The organism is Streptomyces sp. NPDC091376 (genome assembly GCF_044757085.1).
Classification (GTDB): domain Bacteria; phylum Actinomycetota; class Actinomycetes; order Streptomycetales; family Streptomycetaceae; genus Streptomyces; species Streptomyces pratisoli.
On record NZ_JBIVUF010000014.1, the window covers coordinates 191,573 to 209,337 of the forward strand.

12 protein-coding genes are annotated in these 17,765 nt (G+C 71.4%); 11 read left to right on the forward strand and 1 reads right to left on the reverse strand.

The window, feature by feature from the left end; genetic code table 11:
• Window positions 1–175: 175 nt before the first annotated feature.
• From ACIQMR_RS27725 to ACIQMR_RS27735, 3 genes are all read left to right on the forward strand, one after another.
• Window positions 176–1,120 carry a beta-ketoacyl-ACP synthase III gene (locus ACIQMR_RS27725; RefSeq protein ID WP_401392699.1) on the forward strand — a complete coding sequence of 315 codons (945 nt, stop codon included), beginning with the start codon at window positions 176–178 and terminating at the stop codon, window positions 1,118–1,120.
• Between the two features lie 70 nt (window positions 1,121–1,190).
• Window positions 1,191–1,865 (forward strand): GntR family transcriptional regulator, encoded by a 675-nt coding sequence (locus ACIQMR_RS27730; protein ID WP_401392702.1) that lies wholly within the window; start codon window positions 1,191–1,193, stop codon window positions 1,863–1,865.
• Between the two features lie 49 nt (window positions 1,866–1,914).
• Window positions 1,915–4,518, forward strand: coding sequence for a SpoIIE family protein phosphatase (locus ACIQMR_RS27735; RefSeq protein WP_401392705.1), 2,604 nt, complete (start codon window positions 1,915–1,917; stop codon window positions 4,516–4,518).
• Between the two features lie 210 nt (window positions 4,519–4,728).
• Here the strand turns inward: ACIQMR_RS27735 and ACIQMR_RS27740 are convergent, their stop codons facing one another.
• A complete protein-coding gene (locus ACIQMR_RS27740) occupies window positions 4,729–5,583 on the reverse strand; it encodes an NAD(P)H-binding protein (protein ID WP_401392707.1) in 855 nt (284 codons plus the stop codon).
• Between the two features lie 243 nt (window positions 5,584–5,826).
• Here ACIQMR_RS27740 and ACIQMR_RS27745 point away from each other — a divergent pair, with 243 nt between their 5' ends.
• The 8 genes from ACIQMR_RS27745 (at window position 5,827) to ACIQMR_RS27780 (ending at window position 17,741) form a co-directional block, all read left to right on the forward strand.
• Window positions 5,827–6,126 (forward strand): hypothetical protein, encoded by a 300-nt coding sequence (locus ACIQMR_RS27745; RefSeq protein ID WP_401392710.1) that lies wholly within the window; start codon window positions 5,827–5,829, stop codon window positions 6,124–6,126.
• 192 nt (window positions 6,127–6,318) lie between these two features.
• Window positions 6,319–7,500 carry an ROK family protein gene (locus tag ACIQMR_RS27750; RefSeq protein WP_401392806.1) on the forward strand — a complete coding sequence of 394 codons (1,182 nt, stop codon included), beginning with the start codon at window positions 6,319–6,321 and terminating at the stop codon, window positions 7,498–7,500.
• A gap of 174 nt (window positions 7,501–7,674) precedes the next feature.
• Window positions 7,675–9,210 (forward strand): sugar ABC transporter ATP-binding protein, encoded by a 1,536-nt coding sequence (locus tag ACIQMR_RS27755; protein ID WP_401392713.1) that lies wholly within the window; start codon window positions 7,675–7,677, stop codon window positions 9,208–9,210.
• Window positions 9,207–10,238 (forward strand): ABC transporter permease, encoded by a 1,032-nt coding sequence (locus tag ACIQMR_RS27760; RefSeq protein ID WP_401392716.1) that lies wholly within the window; start codon window positions 9,207–9,209, stop codon window positions 10,236–10,238. The genes ACIQMR_RS27755 and ACIQMR_RS27760 overlap by 4 nt, the downstream gene beginning before the upstream one ends.
• A 157-nt stretch (window positions 10,239–10,395) precedes the next feature.
• Window positions 10,396–11,442 carry a substrate-binding domain-containing protein gene (locus ACIQMR_RS27765; RefSeq protein WP_401392719.1) on the forward strand — a complete coding sequence of 349 codons (1,047 nt, stop codon included), beginning with the start codon at window positions 10,396–10,398 and terminating at the stop codon, window positions 11,440–11,442.
• Window positions 11,443–11,487: 45 nt separating this feature from the next.
• Window positions 11,488–12,714 (forward strand): Gfo/Idh/MocA family protein, encoded by a 1,227-nt coding sequence (locus ACIQMR_RS27770; RefSeq protein WP_401392722.1) that lies wholly within the window; start codon window positions 11,488–11,490, stop codon window positions 12,712–12,714.
• Between the two features lie 13 nt (window positions 12,715–12,727).
• Window positions 12,728–13,732, forward strand: coding sequence for a sugar phosphate isomerase/epimerase family protein (locus ACIQMR_RS27775; RefSeq protein WP_401392725.1), 1,005 nt, complete (start codon window positions 12,728–12,730; stop codon window positions 13,730–13,732).
• 292 nt (window positions 13,733–14,024) lie between these two features.
• Window positions 14,025–17,741: a ThuA domain-containing protein gene (locus tag ACIQMR_RS27780; protein ID WP_401392728.1), complete on the forward strand. Its 3,717-nt coding sequence runs from the start codon at window positions 14,025–14,027 to the stop codon at window positions 17,739–17,741.
• The last annotated feature ends 24 nt before the right edge of the window (window positions 17,742–17,765 follow it).

Genomic DNA, 17,765 nt, shown 5'->3' on the forward strand with positions numbered 1-17,765 from the left:
GGCGTGCTGATCGGCCCCTCCAGGCCGAAGGGCTGATCGGCCCCTCCAGACCGACGCGCTGACCGGAAGCTCCAAGACGAGAGGGCGAATCCTGTCGGTTCGGCCGCCCTCGTACCCACCGGTCGCTGACGAGACTGACTGTTCCTGATCTCGACAGCAAGGGGGGTGCCCGGGCATGACCGGCACTCGTATCGCCGCGCTCGGGCACTACCAGCCCGCCAAGGTGCTCACCAACGACGAGCTGGCGGCGAGGGTCGACACCAGCGACGAATGGATCACCAGCCGGGTCGGCATCAGGACCCGCCATGTCGCGGGCCCCGCGGAACCGGTGGACGAACTGGCCGCCCATGCCGCCGCGAAGGCCCTCGCCGCCGCCGGGCTGACGCCCGCCGACATCGACCTCGTGCTCGTCGCCACCTCCACCGCCATCGACCGCTCCCCGAACACCGCGGCCCGGGTCGCCGCCCGCCTCGGCATGGGATCCCCCGCGGTCATGGACCTCAACGTCGTCTGCGCGGGCTTCACCCACGCCCTCGCCACCGCCGACCACGCGGTACGCGCCGGCTCCGCCACCCGTGCGCTCGTCATCGGCGCCGACAAGATGACCGACGTCACCGACTGGACCGACCGCACCACCTGCGTCCTCGTCGGCGACGGGGCCGGTGCCGCGGTCGTGGAGGCGTGCGACGACCACGAGGCGGGCATCGGGCCCGTGCTGTGGGGCTCCGTCCCGGAGATGGGGAACGCCGTACGGATCGAGGGCACCCCGCCCCGCTTCGCCCAGGAGGGCCAGGCCGTCTACCGCTGGGCCACCACCCAGCTCCCGCCGATCGCCCGCCAGGTCTGCGAGCGGGCGGGAATCACCCCCGAGGACCTCGCCGCCGTCGTCCTGCACCAGGCCAATCTGCGGATCATCGAGCCCGTCGCCCGCCGGATCGGCGCGGTGAACGCCGTCGTCGCCCGCGACGTCGTGGAATCCGGCAACACCTCGGCCGCCTCGATCCCGATGGCCCTGTCCAAGCTCGTCGAACGGGGCGATATCGCTCCCGGCGCGCCCGCACTGCTCTTCGGCTTCGGCGGGAATCTGTCCTACGCGGGACAGGTGATCCGCTGCCCCTGAGGGACTGTGCTCGGTAGACTGTAGACGATAACCAATTGGTGTCGTAGCTCCCAGGACAGAGGGGGACCCGATGTTGTCCGCAGGACTGCCGCAGGGATCCGTGCCCAGGCTGGAGCGGCCCGGCCCGCTGCGCGAGCGCGTCTACGAGGCGCTGCTCGAGCTCATCACCACCCGCGCACTGCAGCCCGGCCAGCATCTCGTGGAGAGCGAACTCGCAGGTCACCTCGGTGTGTCCCGGCAGCCCGTACGAGAGGCACTGCAGCGGCTCAACACCGAGGGATGGGTCGATCTGCGCCCCGCCCAGGGCGCGTTCGTCCATGAGCCCACGGAGGAGGAGGCCGACCAGCTGCTGTCGGTCCGTACCCTCCTGGAGGCCGAGGCCGCCCGGCTCGCCGCCGCCAACTCCGGCTCGGCCGGCATCGCGGCGCTCGAAGAGCTCTGCGCCAAGGGGGAGCGGGCCGTCGCCGACGACGACGTGGACCTGGCGGTGTCGACCAACGCCGCCTTCCACGCCAAGGTGATGGAACTCGCCGGCAATGTCGTGCTCGCCGAACTGGCCGGCCAGGTCGACCGGCGCGTCCGCTGGTACTACACCCCCGTCGCCCGCCAGCGCGGCAAGCAGTCCTGGATCGAGCACCGGGAGCTGATCGCCGCCATCTCGGCCCGCGACGAGCGGCGCGCCACCGAGGTCATGCGGGCCCACACCGAACACACCCGCAGGACGTACCACCAGCGCGAGGCCTGAGGCCCGCCCGCCCCACGGCCGCGGCGGTGCCTCGGCGGGCCGGCTGAAGGTGCGCTCCCGGGCGGCCGGGGCGCATCCTTACTGTGTGACCTGGTACGGCGCGGCCAGGCCCGGCACGCGCACGGAGCGCGGGCCGCAGAGCGGGACGAGCGGCGGCGCGGTCCACAACCTGGACGAGCTCGGCCTGGTGCTCGCCGAGGCCGCGGTCAAGGCGATCGGCGCCGTGGGCGGCTACGCCGGTGGGGTGTACCTGCGCTCGAAGAACTCGAACCTGCTGCGGCTCGCCGTGCTCGTCGGACTGCCCGGCGAACTGATGCGACCGTGGTGGCGCATGCATGTGAACCGGCCCTTCCCGGTGGCCGAGTGCCACCGCAGGTCCCAGCCCATCCACCTCGCCGACGGCGAGGAGGCCATGCAGCGCTTCCCGCAACTCATGGCCGGCCTGCCCTTCCCGTTCGGCTCGCTCTACGCCCCGGTCACCTGCGGCGACGATCGGTTCGGGGTACTCGTGGCGCTGCGCCCCGCCACCCCGGGGCAGCCGGTCGGCGAAGCCGACCGTCGCCGCATCACCGAGGCGGGCCTGCGGCTCGGCGCCGACCTCACCGAACTCCAGGACACCGGCACCCCCGTGCTGTGGGAGTGGGAGCCGGTCGTCGTCCACGCCCCCGACGCCCAGACCCCCGGATCCGCCGTCCGCCCCGTACGGATCGGCAGATTCGACTGGGACCTCGGCAGCGGCTCGCTCACCGCGGACGAGGAACTCTGCGCCATCCTCGGCATCGACTCCCCGGGTTTCACCGGCACCATCGACGCCCTCACCGAGAGCGTCGTGCCCGAAGACGCGTACCAGTTGTGGGCCATGGCCCGCGAAGCGGCCCGGCACGGACGGCCGGTCGTGCGCCGCATCCGGCTGCACCACATCGAGGGCCCGCCGCTCCTGGTGGAACTGGCGGGCCGACCCGCGCACCACCCCTGCGGCACGGCGGCGTGCCGGATCACCGGATCACTCATCGACCTCGGCGCCGGAATGATCGCGGGCGAGGCCGGGGACCGTCTTCCCGACGGCCTCTTCGCCCTCGACCGGGCCTGCCGCATCACCTATGTCAATCGCATCGCCGAGCAACTGATCGGCACCAACCGCCACGATCTCGTCGGCCGGGTGCTGTGGGAAGCCGTGCCCTGGCTCGACCGGCCCGCCTACGCGGACTACTACCGGGCGGCGCTGCTCTCCCACTCCGCCGTCGAGTTCCAGGCCGGCCGGGGGCAGGACGAGTGGTTCACGCTCACCCTCTTCCCCGGCCACCAGGGCGTGACCGGCACGGTCGTCGCCGCCGAACGCCCCGACTACACCCCGGGTTCCGTCAGCCACCCGGGTGCGGGCATCGGCACCTTCGCCTCACCCGCCGACCGGGCCAGCGCCCTGTACCGGCCGGTGGCCCTGGCCATCGCCCTGACCGAGGCCGTCACCGCCCGCCAGGTCTCCGCGGTCGTCACCGAGGAACTGCTGCCCGCGTTCGGCGGCCGGCAACTGGCCATCTACGTCCTGCACGAACGTCATCTCTATCTGGCCTGGGAGACCGGCTTCCCGGCCGGCTTCCTCGAACCCTTCGACGGAGTGGGCCTCGACGCGCGCATTCCCGGCGTCGAAACCCTCACCACCGGCCGCCCGATCTTCTTCGAGTCCATGGACAAACTGGCCGCCGCCTACCCCGGGCTCGCCATCGACGCCTCCGTCGGAGCCCGGGCCTTCCTGCCGCTCATCGCCTCCGGCCGCCCCGTCGGCTCCTGCATCCTCGGCTTCGACCACCCACGCGGCTTCGCACCCGAGGAACGCACCGTCCTCACCGCCCTCGCCGGACTCATCGCCCAGGCCCTCGAACGCGCACAGCGCTACGACAGCGAATCCGCCCTGGCCCGCGGCCTCCAGGACGCCCTCCTCCCGCACCGGCTGCCCGTCATCAGGAACGTGGAGACCGCCGGCCGCTACCTCCCCGGCACCCAGGGCATGGACGTCGGCGGCGACTGGTACGACGTCATCGAGACCGACCGCGGGCTCGCCCTCGTCATCGGCGACGTCCAGGGCCACGGAGTGTCCGCCGCCGCCATCATGGGTCAACTGCGCAGCGCCGTTCGGGCGTTCGCGCTGGCAGGCCGGGAGCCGGAGGAGGTCATGTGCGGAACCAACCGGCTGCTCATCGACCTCGACCCGGCTCAGTTCGCCACCTGCTGCTACGTACGGTTCGACCCGGCGACCGGGGCGGCCCAGGCCGTGCGCGCCGGACACCCGCAGCCGCTGCTTCGCGGGCCCGACGGAAGGACCGACGTGCTGGACCTTCCCGGCGGCATCGTCCTCGGCGTCGACCCGGAGGAGGGGTATCCCGTCTCCGAATTCACCCTGGAGCCGGGGGCGGTGCTGGCCCTCTACACCGACGGGCTCATCGAGGAGGCGGGCACCGACATCGACGCCGGGATCGAGCGGCTGCGCTCCACCCTCGCCAGGGTCAGCGGGATCACCATCGCCGACACCGCCGACCGCCTCATCCGCGAGGCGCGGCACGCCACGGACCGGCCCGACGACATCGCGCTGCTGCTCACCGCCCGCTGGACCGGGCGAGAGGCCGACCGGACCCTGGCAGACCCGGGCGGATCCTGACGGCCCGGCTCAGGAACGACGGCGCTGTTCCGGAGGCCCGAATGCAGGAGCGACGGCCGGGGCGCAGGTACGACGGCGCTCGTCCGGAACTGCGGGCCCGATTCCGGAACTGCGGCCCGGTGCAGGCGGCACGGCCCTCCTCGGGAACTGCGGCCCGGTGCAGGTACGACGCCGCTCGTCCGGAACTACGGCCCCCTCAGGGGCGCGGTCTCACATACGGAACGCGGCCGCACCCCGGAAGGCGTCGGCGTGCGCCTGCGCCCACTGGGCGAACGTCCGTGGCGGGCGGCCCGTCAGATCGCCGACGGCAGGCAGCACCGGCGACTCGTCCAGCGTCCCCTCGGCGAAGAAGCCGAAGAACGCGTCGACGTACTCGACCGGCATCCGGGCCTCCATCACGGCCCGTGCCTCCTCGTCCGACAGCGCCTCGAAGCGCAGCGTCCGGCCGAGTACCTCGCCGAGGATCCGCGCCCTGTCGGCGGGCAGAAGCGCCTGGGGACCGGACAGCGTGTAGGCCCGGCCCTCGTGACCGGACCCCGTCAGCGCGACCGCCGTGACGGCGGCGATGTCGCGGGGGTCGACGACGGCGCTGCGTACACCGGCGAACGGGGCGCGCACGGTGTCGCTCCCCGCGCGCAGCGCCTCCGCCCACTCCAGGGTGTTCGACATGAACGAGAACGGGCGCAGAAACGTCCACGGCAGCCCCGACTCCCTGACCGCCGCCTCCGCCTCGGCCATGTAGCGGGTCACGGCGTTCGACATGTCACCGTCGGGCACCGAGGCGCCGGACAGCAGCACGACCCGTTCGACCCCGGCCGCGCGCATGGCGGTGAGCGACTCGTGCGCCTGCCGGTGGCCGGGCATCAGGAAGACGGCCCGTACGCCGTCGAGCGCGGCCGCCACCGAAGCGGCGCTGTTCAGATCCCCTGACACTCCCTCAGCGCCCGTGGGCAGATCCGCCGAGGCCGCGGACCGGCTGAACGCCCGCGCCGGTGCTCCCGCCCGGGCCAGCGCGCTCACCAGCTCCGAGCCGACATGGCCCGTGGCGCCGGTCACCAGAATCATGCGGGTTCCCTCCACCTGCGGCCGGGCACTCCCAACCCAGTCTCGCGCCGGGCCGTGGCGCCCGCCACCCGGTGCAATCGGAGCGCCCGGTGCCCCGTGGCGTCGCAGCGCCCACCACCCGGTGCCGTCGCAGCGCCCGCCCCAGGGTGCCCGGCGCGGCGTGCGGGGAGCGGCCGCGCGGGGCACGCTGGTCCTGGGGCTGCCGGCCGCCCGGCGCAGGGCCGTGGAGGAAGGGGAGCTGCGATGTTCGCGAGACTGAGCAGGTACCAGGGATCGCCCGTCCCCGCCGAGGGCGATCAGTCGGCGCACGCGGAAGCGGTCGTCAAGCGGGTAGGGGGACTTCCCGGCTTCCTCGGCGTCTACTACTTCGTCGAGCGGGCGACCGGCAAGGCCGTGTCGCTGACCCTGTGGGAGGACGAGCAGACCATGCGGGCGAGCGAGGAGCGCGCCGACCAGATCCGGGTGGAGACCGCGCACAGGGAAGGCCAGCGCATCGTCTCCGTCGAACGCTACGAAGTGGGGTTCAGCCACCTCGTCCCCTGAGCCGGTGCCGGGCCGTCACCGGCTGCCCTCCCACGGCTTTGTCCTGGGTGTGGAGAAAGTTGTGGTGGATTGCTGCTCAACTTCTTCCCACTCGGGGAAAGCGCTGCTAGGTTCCCCTCGAAAGCCCGACAGAAGCGGCTGACTGGGGTTCCCCATGCAGATGTTCAGGGGAGGGAGGGGCGCGTGAGACGCATGACGGCTCGACCGGCCAACGCGCACCAGGCGCGACTTCTGCGGCTGTTGCGTGACGGCGGTCCCAACTCCCGCGCCCAGCTGGGCGATCAGGTCGACCTCTCCCGTTCCAAGCTCGCCGTCGAGGTCGACCGGCTGCTCGAGACCGGGCTGGTCGTCGCGGACGGTCTCGCCGCCTCCCGTGGCGGCCGCCGTTCGCACAACATCCGGCTCGCCCCGAACCTGCGCTTCCTCGGCGTCGACATCGGAGCCACCTCCGTCGATGTCGCCGTCACCAACGCCGAACTGGAGGTCCTCGGCCACCTCAACCACCCGATGGACGTCCGGGAAGGCCCGGTCGCCGTCTTCGAGCAGGTCCTCGCCATGGCCGCCAAGCTGAAGGCCTCCGGCCTCGCCGAGGGCTTCGACGGCGCGGGCATCGGCGTACCGGGACCCGTCCGCTACCCCGAAGGCGTCCCCGTCGCGCCACCGATCATGCCCGGCTGGGACGGCTTCCCGGTCCGCGAGGCACTCAGCCAGGAACTCGGCTGCCCCGTCATGGTCGACAACGACGTGAACCTGATGGCGATGGGGGAGCAGCACGCGGGCGTCGCACGCTCCGTCGGCGACTTCCTCTGCATCAAGATCGGTACGGGTATCGGTTGCGGCATCGTCGTCGGCGGCGAGGTCTACCGGGGTACGACCGGCAGCGCGGGCGACATCGGCCACATCCAGGTCGAGGCCGACGGACGTGCCTGCGCCTGCGGCAACAAGGGCTGCCTGGAAGCCCACTTCAGCGGTGCCGCGCTCGCCCGCGACGCCGAGGACGCGGCCCGCACCGGACGGTCGCCGGAGCTCGCCGCGCGGCTGGACACGGCGGGCAGGCTCACCGCCGCCGACGTCGCCACGGCGGCCGCGGCCGGCGACTCGACCTCACTCGACCTCATCCGCGAGGGCGGCAACCGGGTCGGCCAGGTCATCGCCGGACTCGTCAGCTTCTTCAACCCGGGCCTCGTGGTGATCGGCGGCGGGGTCACCGGACTCGGCCACACCCTGCTCGCCAGCGTCCGCACCCAGGTCTACCGGCAGTCACTGCCGCTGGCCACCGGCAATCTCCCCATCGTGCTGGGCGAACTGGGCCCCACCGCCGGCGTCATCGGCGCGGCCCGCCTCATCAGCGACCACCTGTTCTCTCCCGCCTGATCAACCCCGGCGGCCCATGGCCGTCCGTTCCGCACGGGGCTCCGGACGAAGGCCCGGGGAAGGAACGGACGGGCACGAGCCACCCGGCGTCCCGCACCTGACGGCACCACCCGCACCGCGCACTGGTCATCAGCCCTGCTCGCTCACCGGCCGCATCCGCCGAGGGGATCCGCCATGGCACCAGAACCACCCGCACCCCCCGCACCACCCCTGCTCACCATGTCCGGCATCACCAAGTCCTTCCCCGGCGTCCGCGCCCTCGACGGGGTGGACCTGGACGTCCAGGCCGGTGAGGTCCACTGCCTCCTCGGCCAGAACGGTGCCGGGAAGTCCACCCTCATCAAGGTGCTCGCCGGAGCCCACCAGCCCGACGACGGACAGATCACCTGGCGCGGCGAGCCCGTCGCGCTGAAGTCGCCCATCGCCGCCATGCGCCTCGGCATCGCCACCATCTACCAGGAACTCGACCTGGTGGAGGGCCTGTCGGTCGCCGAGAACGTGTTCCTCGGCCATGAGCCGACCGCCGCCGGGTTCGTCGTCCGCGGCCGGGAGGCCCGTCAGGCCACCACCGCGCTCCTGCGCCGCCTCGGCCACCCCGAGATCGATCCCGCCCGCCCGGTCGGCCGACTCTCCGCCGCCCAGCAGCAGATCGTCTCCATGGCCCGCGCGCTCTCCCACGACGTACGCCTCATCGTCATGGACGAGCCGTCCGCCGCCCTCGACCCCGACGAGACCGACAACCTCTTCCGTATCGTCGCCGGCCTCACCGCCGCCGGCGTCGCCGTCGTCTACATCTCCCACCGGCTGGAGGAGATCCGCCGCATCGGCGACCGCGTCACCGTCCTCAAGGACGGCCGGGCCGTGGCCGGCGGGCTGCCCGCCAAGGAGACCCCCACGCGGGACATCGTTGCCATGATGACCGGCCGCAACGTCGAGTACGTCTTCCCCGGCCGGCCCACCGTCGCGCCCGGCGGCGTCCCCGTCCTGCGCGTCCAAGGGCTGGCCCGTGACGGCGAGTTCGCACCCGTCGACCTGGAACTGCGCCCGGGGGAGATCGTCGGACTCGCCGGTCTCGTCGGCTCGGGACGCTCCGAGATCCTGGAGACCATCTTCGGAGCCCGCAGGCCCACCGCGGGCCGGGTCAGTGTCGACGGCCACGCCCTCAAACCCGGCAGCGTACGCTCCGCCGTCCGTGCCGGACTCGGACTCGCACCCGAGGAACGCAAGGCCCAGGGCCTGCTGATGCTGGAATCCGTCACCCGCAACGTGTCGGTGTCCTCCCTGTCCCGCTTCTCCCGCGGCGGCTGGCTCGACCGCGGCGCCGAACGCCGGGCCGCACAGCGGGCCACCCGGGAGCTGTCGCTGCGCCCCGACAATCCCGACGCCCGTATCCGCACCCTCTCCGGCGGCAACCAGCAGAAGGCGGTCCTCGCCCGCTGGCTGCTGCGCGGCTGCCGTGTCCTGCTGCTGGACGAGCCGACCCGCGGCGTCGACGTCGGCGCCCGCGCCGAGCTGTACGCGGTGATCCGCCGGCTCGCCGACGAAGGGCTCGCCGTCCTCCTCGTCTCCAGCGAGGTCCCCGAAGTGCTGGGCCTCGCCGACCGGGTGCTGGTGCTCCGCGAAGGCCGTGTCGTGCACACGGCGCCCGCCGGGGAGCTGGACGAGCACCGCGTACTCGACCTCGTCATGGAAGGGAGCCCGAGCTCATGACGCAGCCCGCCTCCGAGGCCCCGCAGGCACCCCCGCCGGCCCCGGTCACGTCCCCGGCCGCCAAGGCCGGCCGGCCGGCCCTGGGACTGCGCGCCGACATCCGCAACCTGTCGCTGCTCGGCGTCCTCGCCGTGCTCGTCGCGGTCGGCGGCATCACCAAGCCCGACACCTTCCTGGACACCTCCAACCTCCAGCTGGTGCTCACCCAGGCGTCCGTCATCGGCGTCGTCACCGTCGGCATGACCTTCGTCATCACCAGCGGCGGCATCGATCTGTCCGTCGGCGCGATCGTGGCCCTGGCGTCGGTGTGGGCGACGACCCTCGCCACCCAGGAGTACGGCTTCGCGGGCATCCTCTTCACCGCGCTGATCGTCGGAGTCGGCTGCGGTCTGGTCAACGGTCTGCTCATCGCCTACGGCGGCATGGTGCCGTTCATCGCGACCCTCGCCATGCTCGCCTCGGCACGCGGTCTCGCCCTGCAGATCACCGACGGCAAGACGCAGATCGTGAGCGTGCAGCAGGTGCTCGACCTCGGCGTCCCCGACTCCTATCTGCTCGGCATCCCTCCGCTGGTGCTGGTCTTCGCCGCCGTCACCGCCGTCGGCTGGCTGGTACTGAACCGGACCACGTTCGGGCGCCGCACCGTCGCCGTCGGCGGCAACGCGGAAGCGGCCCGGCTCGCTGGCATCGACGTACGCCGCCAGCGGCTCTACCTGTATCTGCTCTCCGGGCTGTGCTGCGGCATCGCTGCCTTCCTGCTGATCATCCTGTCGGGCTCCGGCCAGAACACCAACGGCAACCTGTACGAACTCGACGCCATCGCCGCCGCGATCATCGGCGGCACCCTGCTCAGCGGCGGCCGCGGCACCATCGTCGGCTCCGTTCTCGGTGTCCTCGTCTTCACCACCATCACCAACATCTTCGCCCTCAACAATCTGGAGAGCGCCGTCCAGCAGATCGCCAAGGGAGCGATCATCGTGGCCGCCGTCCTGGTCCAGCGCAGCACCTTGCGCAACGGCGAGGCATGACACAGCACATGTGACACCGGGCGTGTGACATTGCGCCCGTGACACCGCGCTCGTGCCGTCGCGTACGTGCCATCGCGTACGTGACACCTCGCACCCTTCCCCCTCTCAACCCGCCCCGCACGCCCGATCACGCCTGGCCCGAAAGGGGTCCATCGCCATGCCAGAAATCCCGGCCACCAGCCGCAGAGGACTGCTCTTCGGCACCGCCGCCGTCTCCGCCGGCGCCCTCCTCACCGCCTGCACGAGCAACGAGCCGATGAAGAGCGACACGGCCACCAACAACGTCCCGGCCGCCGACGACAAGCCCGGAAAGGCCGTCACCATCGGCTTCGCCGGACCGCAGGCCGACCACGGCTGGCTCAACGCGATCAACGAGAACGCCAAGGAGCGCGCCAAGAAGTACTCCGAGGTGACCCTGGAGATCACCGAGGGCTCGAACGACACCGCCGCCCAGATCGGCCAGATCCAGACGCTGATCAACAAGAAGGTCGACGTCCTGGTGATCCTGCCGGCCGACGGCAAGGCCCTCACCCAGGTCGGCCTCCAGGCCATGAAGGCCGGCATCCCGGTGATCAACCTGGACCGGATCTTCGCCTCCCCGCAGGCGTACCGCTGCTGGATCGGCGGCGACAACTACGGCATGGGCCTCAACGCGGGCCGCTTCATCGGCGAGCAGCTCAAGGACAAGCCGAACGCCAAGGTCATCGAGCTCGCCGGAATGGACAACCTGGAGCTCACCAAGCAGCGCACCCAGGGCTTCGACGACGCCCTGAAGAACTACCCCAACATCAAGAAGGTCGCCCGCCAGGCGGCCGAGTTCACCGTCGAGTCCGGCCAGGCCAAAATGGCCCAGCTGCTCCAGGCGCAGAAGCAGTTCGACGCGCTGTGGAACCACGACGACGACCAGGGCGTGGGTGCCCTGCGCGCCATCCAGCAGGCCGGCCGGGACGACTTCCTCATGGTCGGCGGCGCAGGCGCCAAGTCCGCGATGGACGCCATCAAGGCCGACAACAGCGTGCTGAAGGCAACGGTCCTCTACCCGCCGACGATGGCCGCCTCCGCCATCGACCTGGCCCGCGCCCTCGGCCAGGCCAAGGGCGTCAGCGGCATGGCGGAGCTGGAGATCCCCGCCTCCATCACCCTCTACTCGGCCGTCGTCACCAAGGACAACGTCGACCAGTATCTGCCCACGGGCTTCAACTGATCGGCCCGCCCGCCCCCACCGCGCAACCGACGAGGAGGAACCCGTATGGCCGGTAAGGAACAGAGGGACATCGAGGCCGGGCCGCCCCCGCCGCCCGTGGAGCCGGCACTCGGCGTCGGCATGGTCGGATACGCGTTCATGGGCGCCGCCCACTCACAGGGCTGGCGCACCGTGGGCCGGGTCTTCGACCTGCCGCTGCGCCCGGTCCTCGCCGCGATCGGCGGCCGTGACGCGGCCGCCGTCCGGGCCGCCGCCGACCGGCACGGCTGGGCGGCGGCGGAGACCGACTGGCGAGCCCTCATCGCCCGGGACGACGTGCAGGTGGTCGACATCTGCACCCCGGGCGACAGCCATGCGGAGATCGCCGTCGCGGCGCTGGAGGCGGGCAAGCACGTCCTGTGCGAGAAGCCGCTGGCCAACTCGGTCGCCGAGGCCGAGGCGATGGTCGCCGCGGCCGAGGCGGCCGCCGCCCGCGGCCAGGTCGCCATGGTCGGCTTCAACTACCGGCGGCTGCCCGCGATCGCGTACGCCCGCCGGCTGATCGCCGACGGCCGGCTCGGTGCGCTGCGCCACGTACGGATCACCTACCTGCAGGACTGGCTCGTCGACCCGGACTTCCCGCTGACCTGGCGGCTGGAGCGCGAGCACGCGGGATCGGGGGCGCTCGGCGACCTGGGGGCGCACGCCGTGGACCTCGCGCAGTACCTGACGGGGGAGCAGCTGGTCGGGGTCTCCGCGCTCACCGAGACCTTCGTACGGGAGCGGCCGCTGCTCGCCGGAGCCTCCACGGGGCTCTCGGCGAGCGGGGCGAGCGGGCGCGGTGAGGTCACCGTGGACGACGCGGCCCTGTTCACCGGGCGGCTCGCCTCCGGGGCACTGGCCTCCTTCGAGGCGACCAGGATGGCGGCGGGTCGCAAGAACGCCCTGCGGCTGGAGATCAACGGTGAGCGCGGCTCGCTCGCCTTCGACCTGGAGCGGCTCAACGAGCTGTCCTTCCACGACCACACCGAGCCCGCGGTGTCGGCCGGCTTCCGGCGGATCCTCGTCACGGAGCCGGACCATCCCTATCTGGAGGCGTGGTGGCCGCCCGGTCACGCCCTCGGCTACGAGCACACCTTCGTGCACCAGGCCCGCGACCTGGTGCGGGCCATCGCCGCGGGCACCACCGCGCCCGCGCCGTCGTTCGCCGACGGACTGCAGGTGCAGCGGGTACTCGCGGCGGTGGAGGAGAGCGCAGAGAAGAACGCCGTCTACACACCCGTTCCCGTCTGAGGAGGTCCTCGACGTGCCACGTCCCTTCACTCTCTTCACCGGCCAGTGGGCCGATCTGCCGCTGGAGGAGGTCTGCCGGCTCGCCCGTGACTTCGGCTACGACGGGCTGGAACTCGCCTGCTGGGGTGACCATTTCGAGGTCGACAAGGCCCTCGCCGACCCCTCGTACCTGGACGGGCGGCGGGCGTTGCTCGACAAGTACGGGCTGAAGTGCTGGGCGATCTCCAACCACCTCGTCGGCCAGGCCGTCTGCGACAACCCGATCGACGAGCGGCACCAGGCCATCGTGCCCGCGAGGATCTGGGGCGACGGCGAGCCCGAGGGCGTACGGCAGCGGGCCGCGCGCGAGCTGCAGGACACCGCGCGGGCCGCGGCCGCCTTCGGCGTACGCACCGTCATCGGCTTCACCGGCTCCTCGATCTGGCATCTCGTCGCCATGTTCCCCCCGGTACCGGAGCGGATGATCGAGCGGGGCTACGAGGACTTCGCCGAGCGGTGGAACCCGGTCCTCGACGTCTTCGACGCGGAGGGTGTGCGCTTCGCCCACGAGGTCCATCCCAGCGAGATCGCCTACGACTACTGGACCACGCACCGCGCGCTGGAGGCCGTCGGCCACCGGCCGGTGTTCGGGCTGAACTTCGACCCGAGCCACTTCGTCTGGCAGGACCTCGACCCGGTCGGCTTCCTCTACGACTTCCGGGACCGGATCTACCACGTCGACTGCAAGGAGGCGCGCAAGCGGCTCGACGGCCGCAACGGCCGGCTCGGCTCGCACCTTCCGTGGGGCGATCCGCGCCGGGGCTGGGACTTCGTCTCGGCCGGGCACGGTGACGTGCCGTGGGAGGACGTGTTCCGCATGCTCCGCTCGATCGGATACGACGGCCCCGTGTCGGTGGAGTGGGAGGACGCCGGCATGGACCGGCTGACCGGTGCGCCGGAAGCGCTTGCCACGCTGAAGAGGTACGACTTCGATCCGCCGTCGGCGTCGTTCGACGCGGCCTTCGGAGGCGGCGACTAGCCCGATCCCGCAGGTCCGAGCCCGGTGGCGGCAGCCGCCACCGGGCTCGGACCTGCGGGATCGGACACAGCTTTGTCCTGCCACGGGAGAAAGTTCAACTTCCCTCCCGCGCAAGGGCTTTCGGTCCAGGACGAACCCGGCTACCGTCCCTGAGGTGTACAGGACATAGCCCCGAAACATACTCCCCGACCACGACCAGTGACCCGACCAGCGTGACGGCGCACGCCGGTCCCGGGACCTTCCGCACGGCAGCAGCACCCGCCCGTACGACCGCTATTTCCGGAGGACACACGTGCACAGAAAACGGCCCGGAGCACAGCGAGTACGCATCAGAAAGGGACTCGCGCTCCTCACCGGCGGCCTCCTCGCCGCGACGTCGCTCGCCCTCGCCGCCCCCGTCGGCGCCCTGACCCCCGCGCACGACGCGGAACCGGCCGCGGCGGCCGAGGAGTTCCAGCAGGTCACCCTCGCCAAGGGGGAGCCCGAGGTCGGCGAACCCATGTCGCTCGCCGTCCTGCCCGACCGCAGCGTGCTGCACACCTCGCGCGACGGCGAACTGCGCTCGACCGACGCGGCCGGCAACACCCGCGTCGTCGGCACCATCCCCGTCTACGCGCACGACGAGGAAGGCCTCCAGGGCGTCGGCATCGACCCCGGTTTCAGCGAGAACCGGGCCATCTACCTCTACTACGCGCCCCCGCTGGACACCCCCGCGGGCGACGCCCCCAACGACGGCACCGCCGCCGACTTCGCCAAGTACGACGGCGTCAACAGGCTCTCCCGCTTCGTCCTCAAGGCCGACGGCACCCTCGACAACGCCAGCGAGAAGAAGGTCATCGACATCCCCGCCACCCGCGGCATCTGCTGCCACGTCGGCGGAGACATCGACTTCGACGCGCAGGGCAACCTGTACCTGTCGACCGGTGACGACTCCAACCCGTTCGCCTCCGACGGCTACACCCCCATCGACGAGCGGCCCACCCGCAACCCGGCCTACGACGCCCGCCGCACCTCCGGCAACACCAACGACCTCCGCGGAAAGATCCTCCGTATCAAGGTCGCCGACGACGGCTCCTACACCGTCCCCGACGGCAACCTCTTCGCCCCGGGCACCGACAAGACCCGGCCCGAGATCTACGCGATGGGCTTCCGCAACCCGTTCCGCTTCAGCGTCGACAAGAAGACCGGAGTGCTGTACGTAGGCGACTACGGGCCCGACGCGGGCGCGGCCGACCCCAAGCGCGGACCGGCCGGACAGGTCGAGTTCGCCCGGGTCACCAAGCCCGGCAACTTCGGCTGGCCGTTCTGCACCGGCGACAACGACCCCTTCGTCGACTACGACTTCGCCACGAAGGTGTCGGGGGAGACCTTCGACTGTGCGGCCCCGAAGAACGACTCGCCGCACAACACCGGCCTCACCGAGCTGCCGCCCGCCGAGCCGGCCTGGATCCCCTACGACGGCGGCTCCGTACCCGAGTTCGGCACCGGCTCCGAGTCCCCGATGGGCGGGCCCGTCTACCACTACGACCCGGCCCTCGACTCCCCGGTGAAGTTCCCCGAGGCCTACGACGGAGACTTCTTCGCCGGCGAGTTCGGCCGCCGCTGGATCAAGCGCATCGAGCACGGCTCCGACGGCGCCGTCCAGTCCATCAACGACGTCCCCTGGACCGGGACGCAGATCATGGACATGAGCTTCGGCCCGGACGGCGCGCTCTACGTCCTCGACTACGGCACCGCCTGGTTCGGCGGCGACGAGCACTCCGCGCTGTACCGCATCGAGAACGCCACCGGAGGCCGCTCACCGGTCGCCGAGGCCACCGTGAACAAGACCTCCGGCAAGGCACCGCTGAAGGTCGCCTTCTCCTCGGCCGGCACGACCGACGCCGACGGCGACGCCCTGACCTACAGCTGGGACTTCGGCGACGGCGGCACCTCCACGGCCGCGAACCCGGCGTACACCTACCGCAAGAACGGCACCTACACCGCGACCGTCACCGCGAAGGACCCCACCGGACGCACCGGCTCCGCCAGCGTCCAGGTCGTCGTCGGCAACACCGCGCCCAAGGTGACCCTGCAACTCCCCGCCGAGGGAACCCTGTTCGACTTCGGTGACGAGATCCCGTTCAAGGTCACCGCCACCGACCCCGAGGACGGCACCGTCGACTGCGCCAAGGTCAAGGTCACCTACATCCTCGGCCACGACAGCCACGGCCACCCCGTGACCTCCGCGAACGGCTGCACCGGCACCATCAAGACGTCCGCCGACGGCGGCCACGACCCGAACGCGAACATCTTCGGGGTCTTCGACGCCGAGTACACCGACGGCGGAGGCGGCGGCCAGGCCCCCCTCACCGGCCACGACCAGGCGCAGCTCCAGCCGCGCCACCGGCAGGCCGAGCACTACACCGGCTCGTCCGGCGTCAAGGTCTACGACAAGGCGCCCGCCAACGGAGGAAAGACCGTGGGCGACATCGACGACGGAGACTGGATCTCCTTCAAGCCCTACAACCTCAGCGGCTCCACCAAGCTGACCGCCCGCATCTCCTCCGGCGGCGCCGGCGGCTTCCTCGAGGTCCGCACCGGCTCGGCGAACGGCACCCTGCTCGGCTCGGCGCCCGTACCCGTGACCGGCGGCTGGGAGACCTTCCAGGACGTCGACGTCCCGCTGCGCGCCGTACCGAAGAAGACCACCGAGCTGTTCCTGGTCTTCAAGGGCGGGGCCGGAGCGCTCTACGACGTCGACGACTTCGAGCTCACCGACACCCCCGTCGACCGCAGCGCCAAGCGGGTCCTCGTCTTCTCCAGGACGGCAGGCTTCCGCCACGACTCCATCCCGGCCGGTGTGGCGGCCCTGAAGGAACTCGGTGCCGGCAGCAACATCACGGTCGACGCCACCGAGGAACCGGCCCAGTTCACCACCAGCAACCTCGCCCGCTACGACGCCGTCGTGTTCCTGTCGACCACCGGTGACGTCCTGAACGCCGAACAGCAGAAGGCGTTCGAGAACTACGTCGCCACCGGCGGCGGCTACATGGGAGTCCACGCGGCCGCCGACACCGAGTACGACTGGCCCTTCTACGGCGGACTCGTCGGCGCCTACTTCCACTCCCACCCGCAGATCCAGAAGGCCACCGTCCGGGTCGAGGACCACGACCACCCGGCGACCTCCCACCTCGACGCGGCCTGGGAGCGCACCGACGAGTGGTACAACTACCGCACCAACCCCCGCGGCCAGGCCCGTGTCCTCGCCACCCTCGACGAGACCACCTATCAGGGCGGCACCATGAAGGGCGACCACCCGATCGCCTGGTGCCAGACCTACCAGGGCGGCCGCGCCTTCTACACCGGCGGCGGACACACCAAGGAGTCCTACGCCGAACCGGCCTTCCGGCAGCATCTGCTCGGCGGCCTGCGCTACACCTCCGGGCAGGTCAACGCCGACTGCAAGCCGGCCACCGGCTACCGGGACCTGTTTAACGGACAGACCCTGGAGGGCTGGAAGCAGGCCGGACCCGGAAAGTTCAATGTCGTCGACGGTGAACTGCGCTCCGAGGGCGGCATGGGCATGCTCTGGTACCAGGCCAAGGAGCTGAAGTCGTACTCGCTCAAGCTCGACTGGAAGATGGCGGGCGACGACAACTCCGGGATCTTCGTCGGCTTCCCGGCCTCCGACGACCCCTGGTCCGCCGTGAACAAGGGCTACGAGGTGCAGATCGACGCCACCGACGCCGCCGACCGCACCACCGGCGCCGTCTATGGCTTCAAGTCGGCCGACCTCAAGGCCCGCGACCGGGTGCTGCGGCCCCCGGGCCAGTGGAACAGCTACGAGATCAAGGTCCAGGGTGAGCGGCTCCAGGTCTTCCTCAACGGCGTGAAGATCAACGACTTCACCAACACCGACCCGGTCCGCAGCCTCAGGGACGGCTACGTCGGCATCCAGAACCACGGCGCCGACGACCAGGTGTCCTTCCGCAACATCCAGCTCAGGGAACTGCCCTCGTCCTCATAGGGCGGCCCCTGCCGGATCCACAAG

Coding starts and splice junctions, on each gene's coding strand:
- ACIQMR_RS27755 (WP_401392713.1), top strand. CDS start 7,675: ATGGCACCAGAACCACCCGCACCCCCCGCACCACCCCTGCTCACCATG.
- ACIQMR_RS27725 (WP_401392699.1), top strand. CDS start 176: ATGACCGGCACTCGTATCGCCGCGCTCGGGCACTACCAGCCCGCCAAG.
- ACIQMR_RS27730 (WP_401392702.1), top strand. CDS start 1,191: ATGTTGTCCGCAGGACTGCCGCAGGGATCCGTGCCCAGGCTGGAGCGG.
- ACIQMR_RS27740 (WP_401392707.1), bottom strand. CDS start 5,583: ATGATTCTGGTGACCGGCGCCACGGGCCATGTCGGCTCGGAGCTGGTG.
- ACIQMR_RS27750 (WP_401392806.1), top strand. CDS start 6,319: ATGACGGCTCGACCGGCCAACGCGCACCAGGCGCGACTTCTGCGGCTG.
- ACIQMR_RS27765 (WP_401392719.1), top strand. CDS start 10,396: ATGCCAGAAATCCCGGCCACCAGCCGCAGAGGACTGCTCTTCGGCACC.
- ACIQMR_RS27745 (WP_401392710.1), top strand. CDS start 5,827: ATGTTCGCGAGACTGAGCAGGTACCAGGGATCGCCCGTCCCCGCCGAG.
- ACIQMR_RS27760 (WP_401392716.1), top strand. CDS start 9,207: ATGACGCAGCCCGCCTCCGAGGCCCCGCAGGCACCCCCGCCGGCCCCG.
- ACIQMR_RS27770 (WP_401392722.1), top strand. CDS start 11,488: ATGGCCGGTAAGGAACAGAGGGACATCGAGGCCGGGCCGCCCCCGCCG.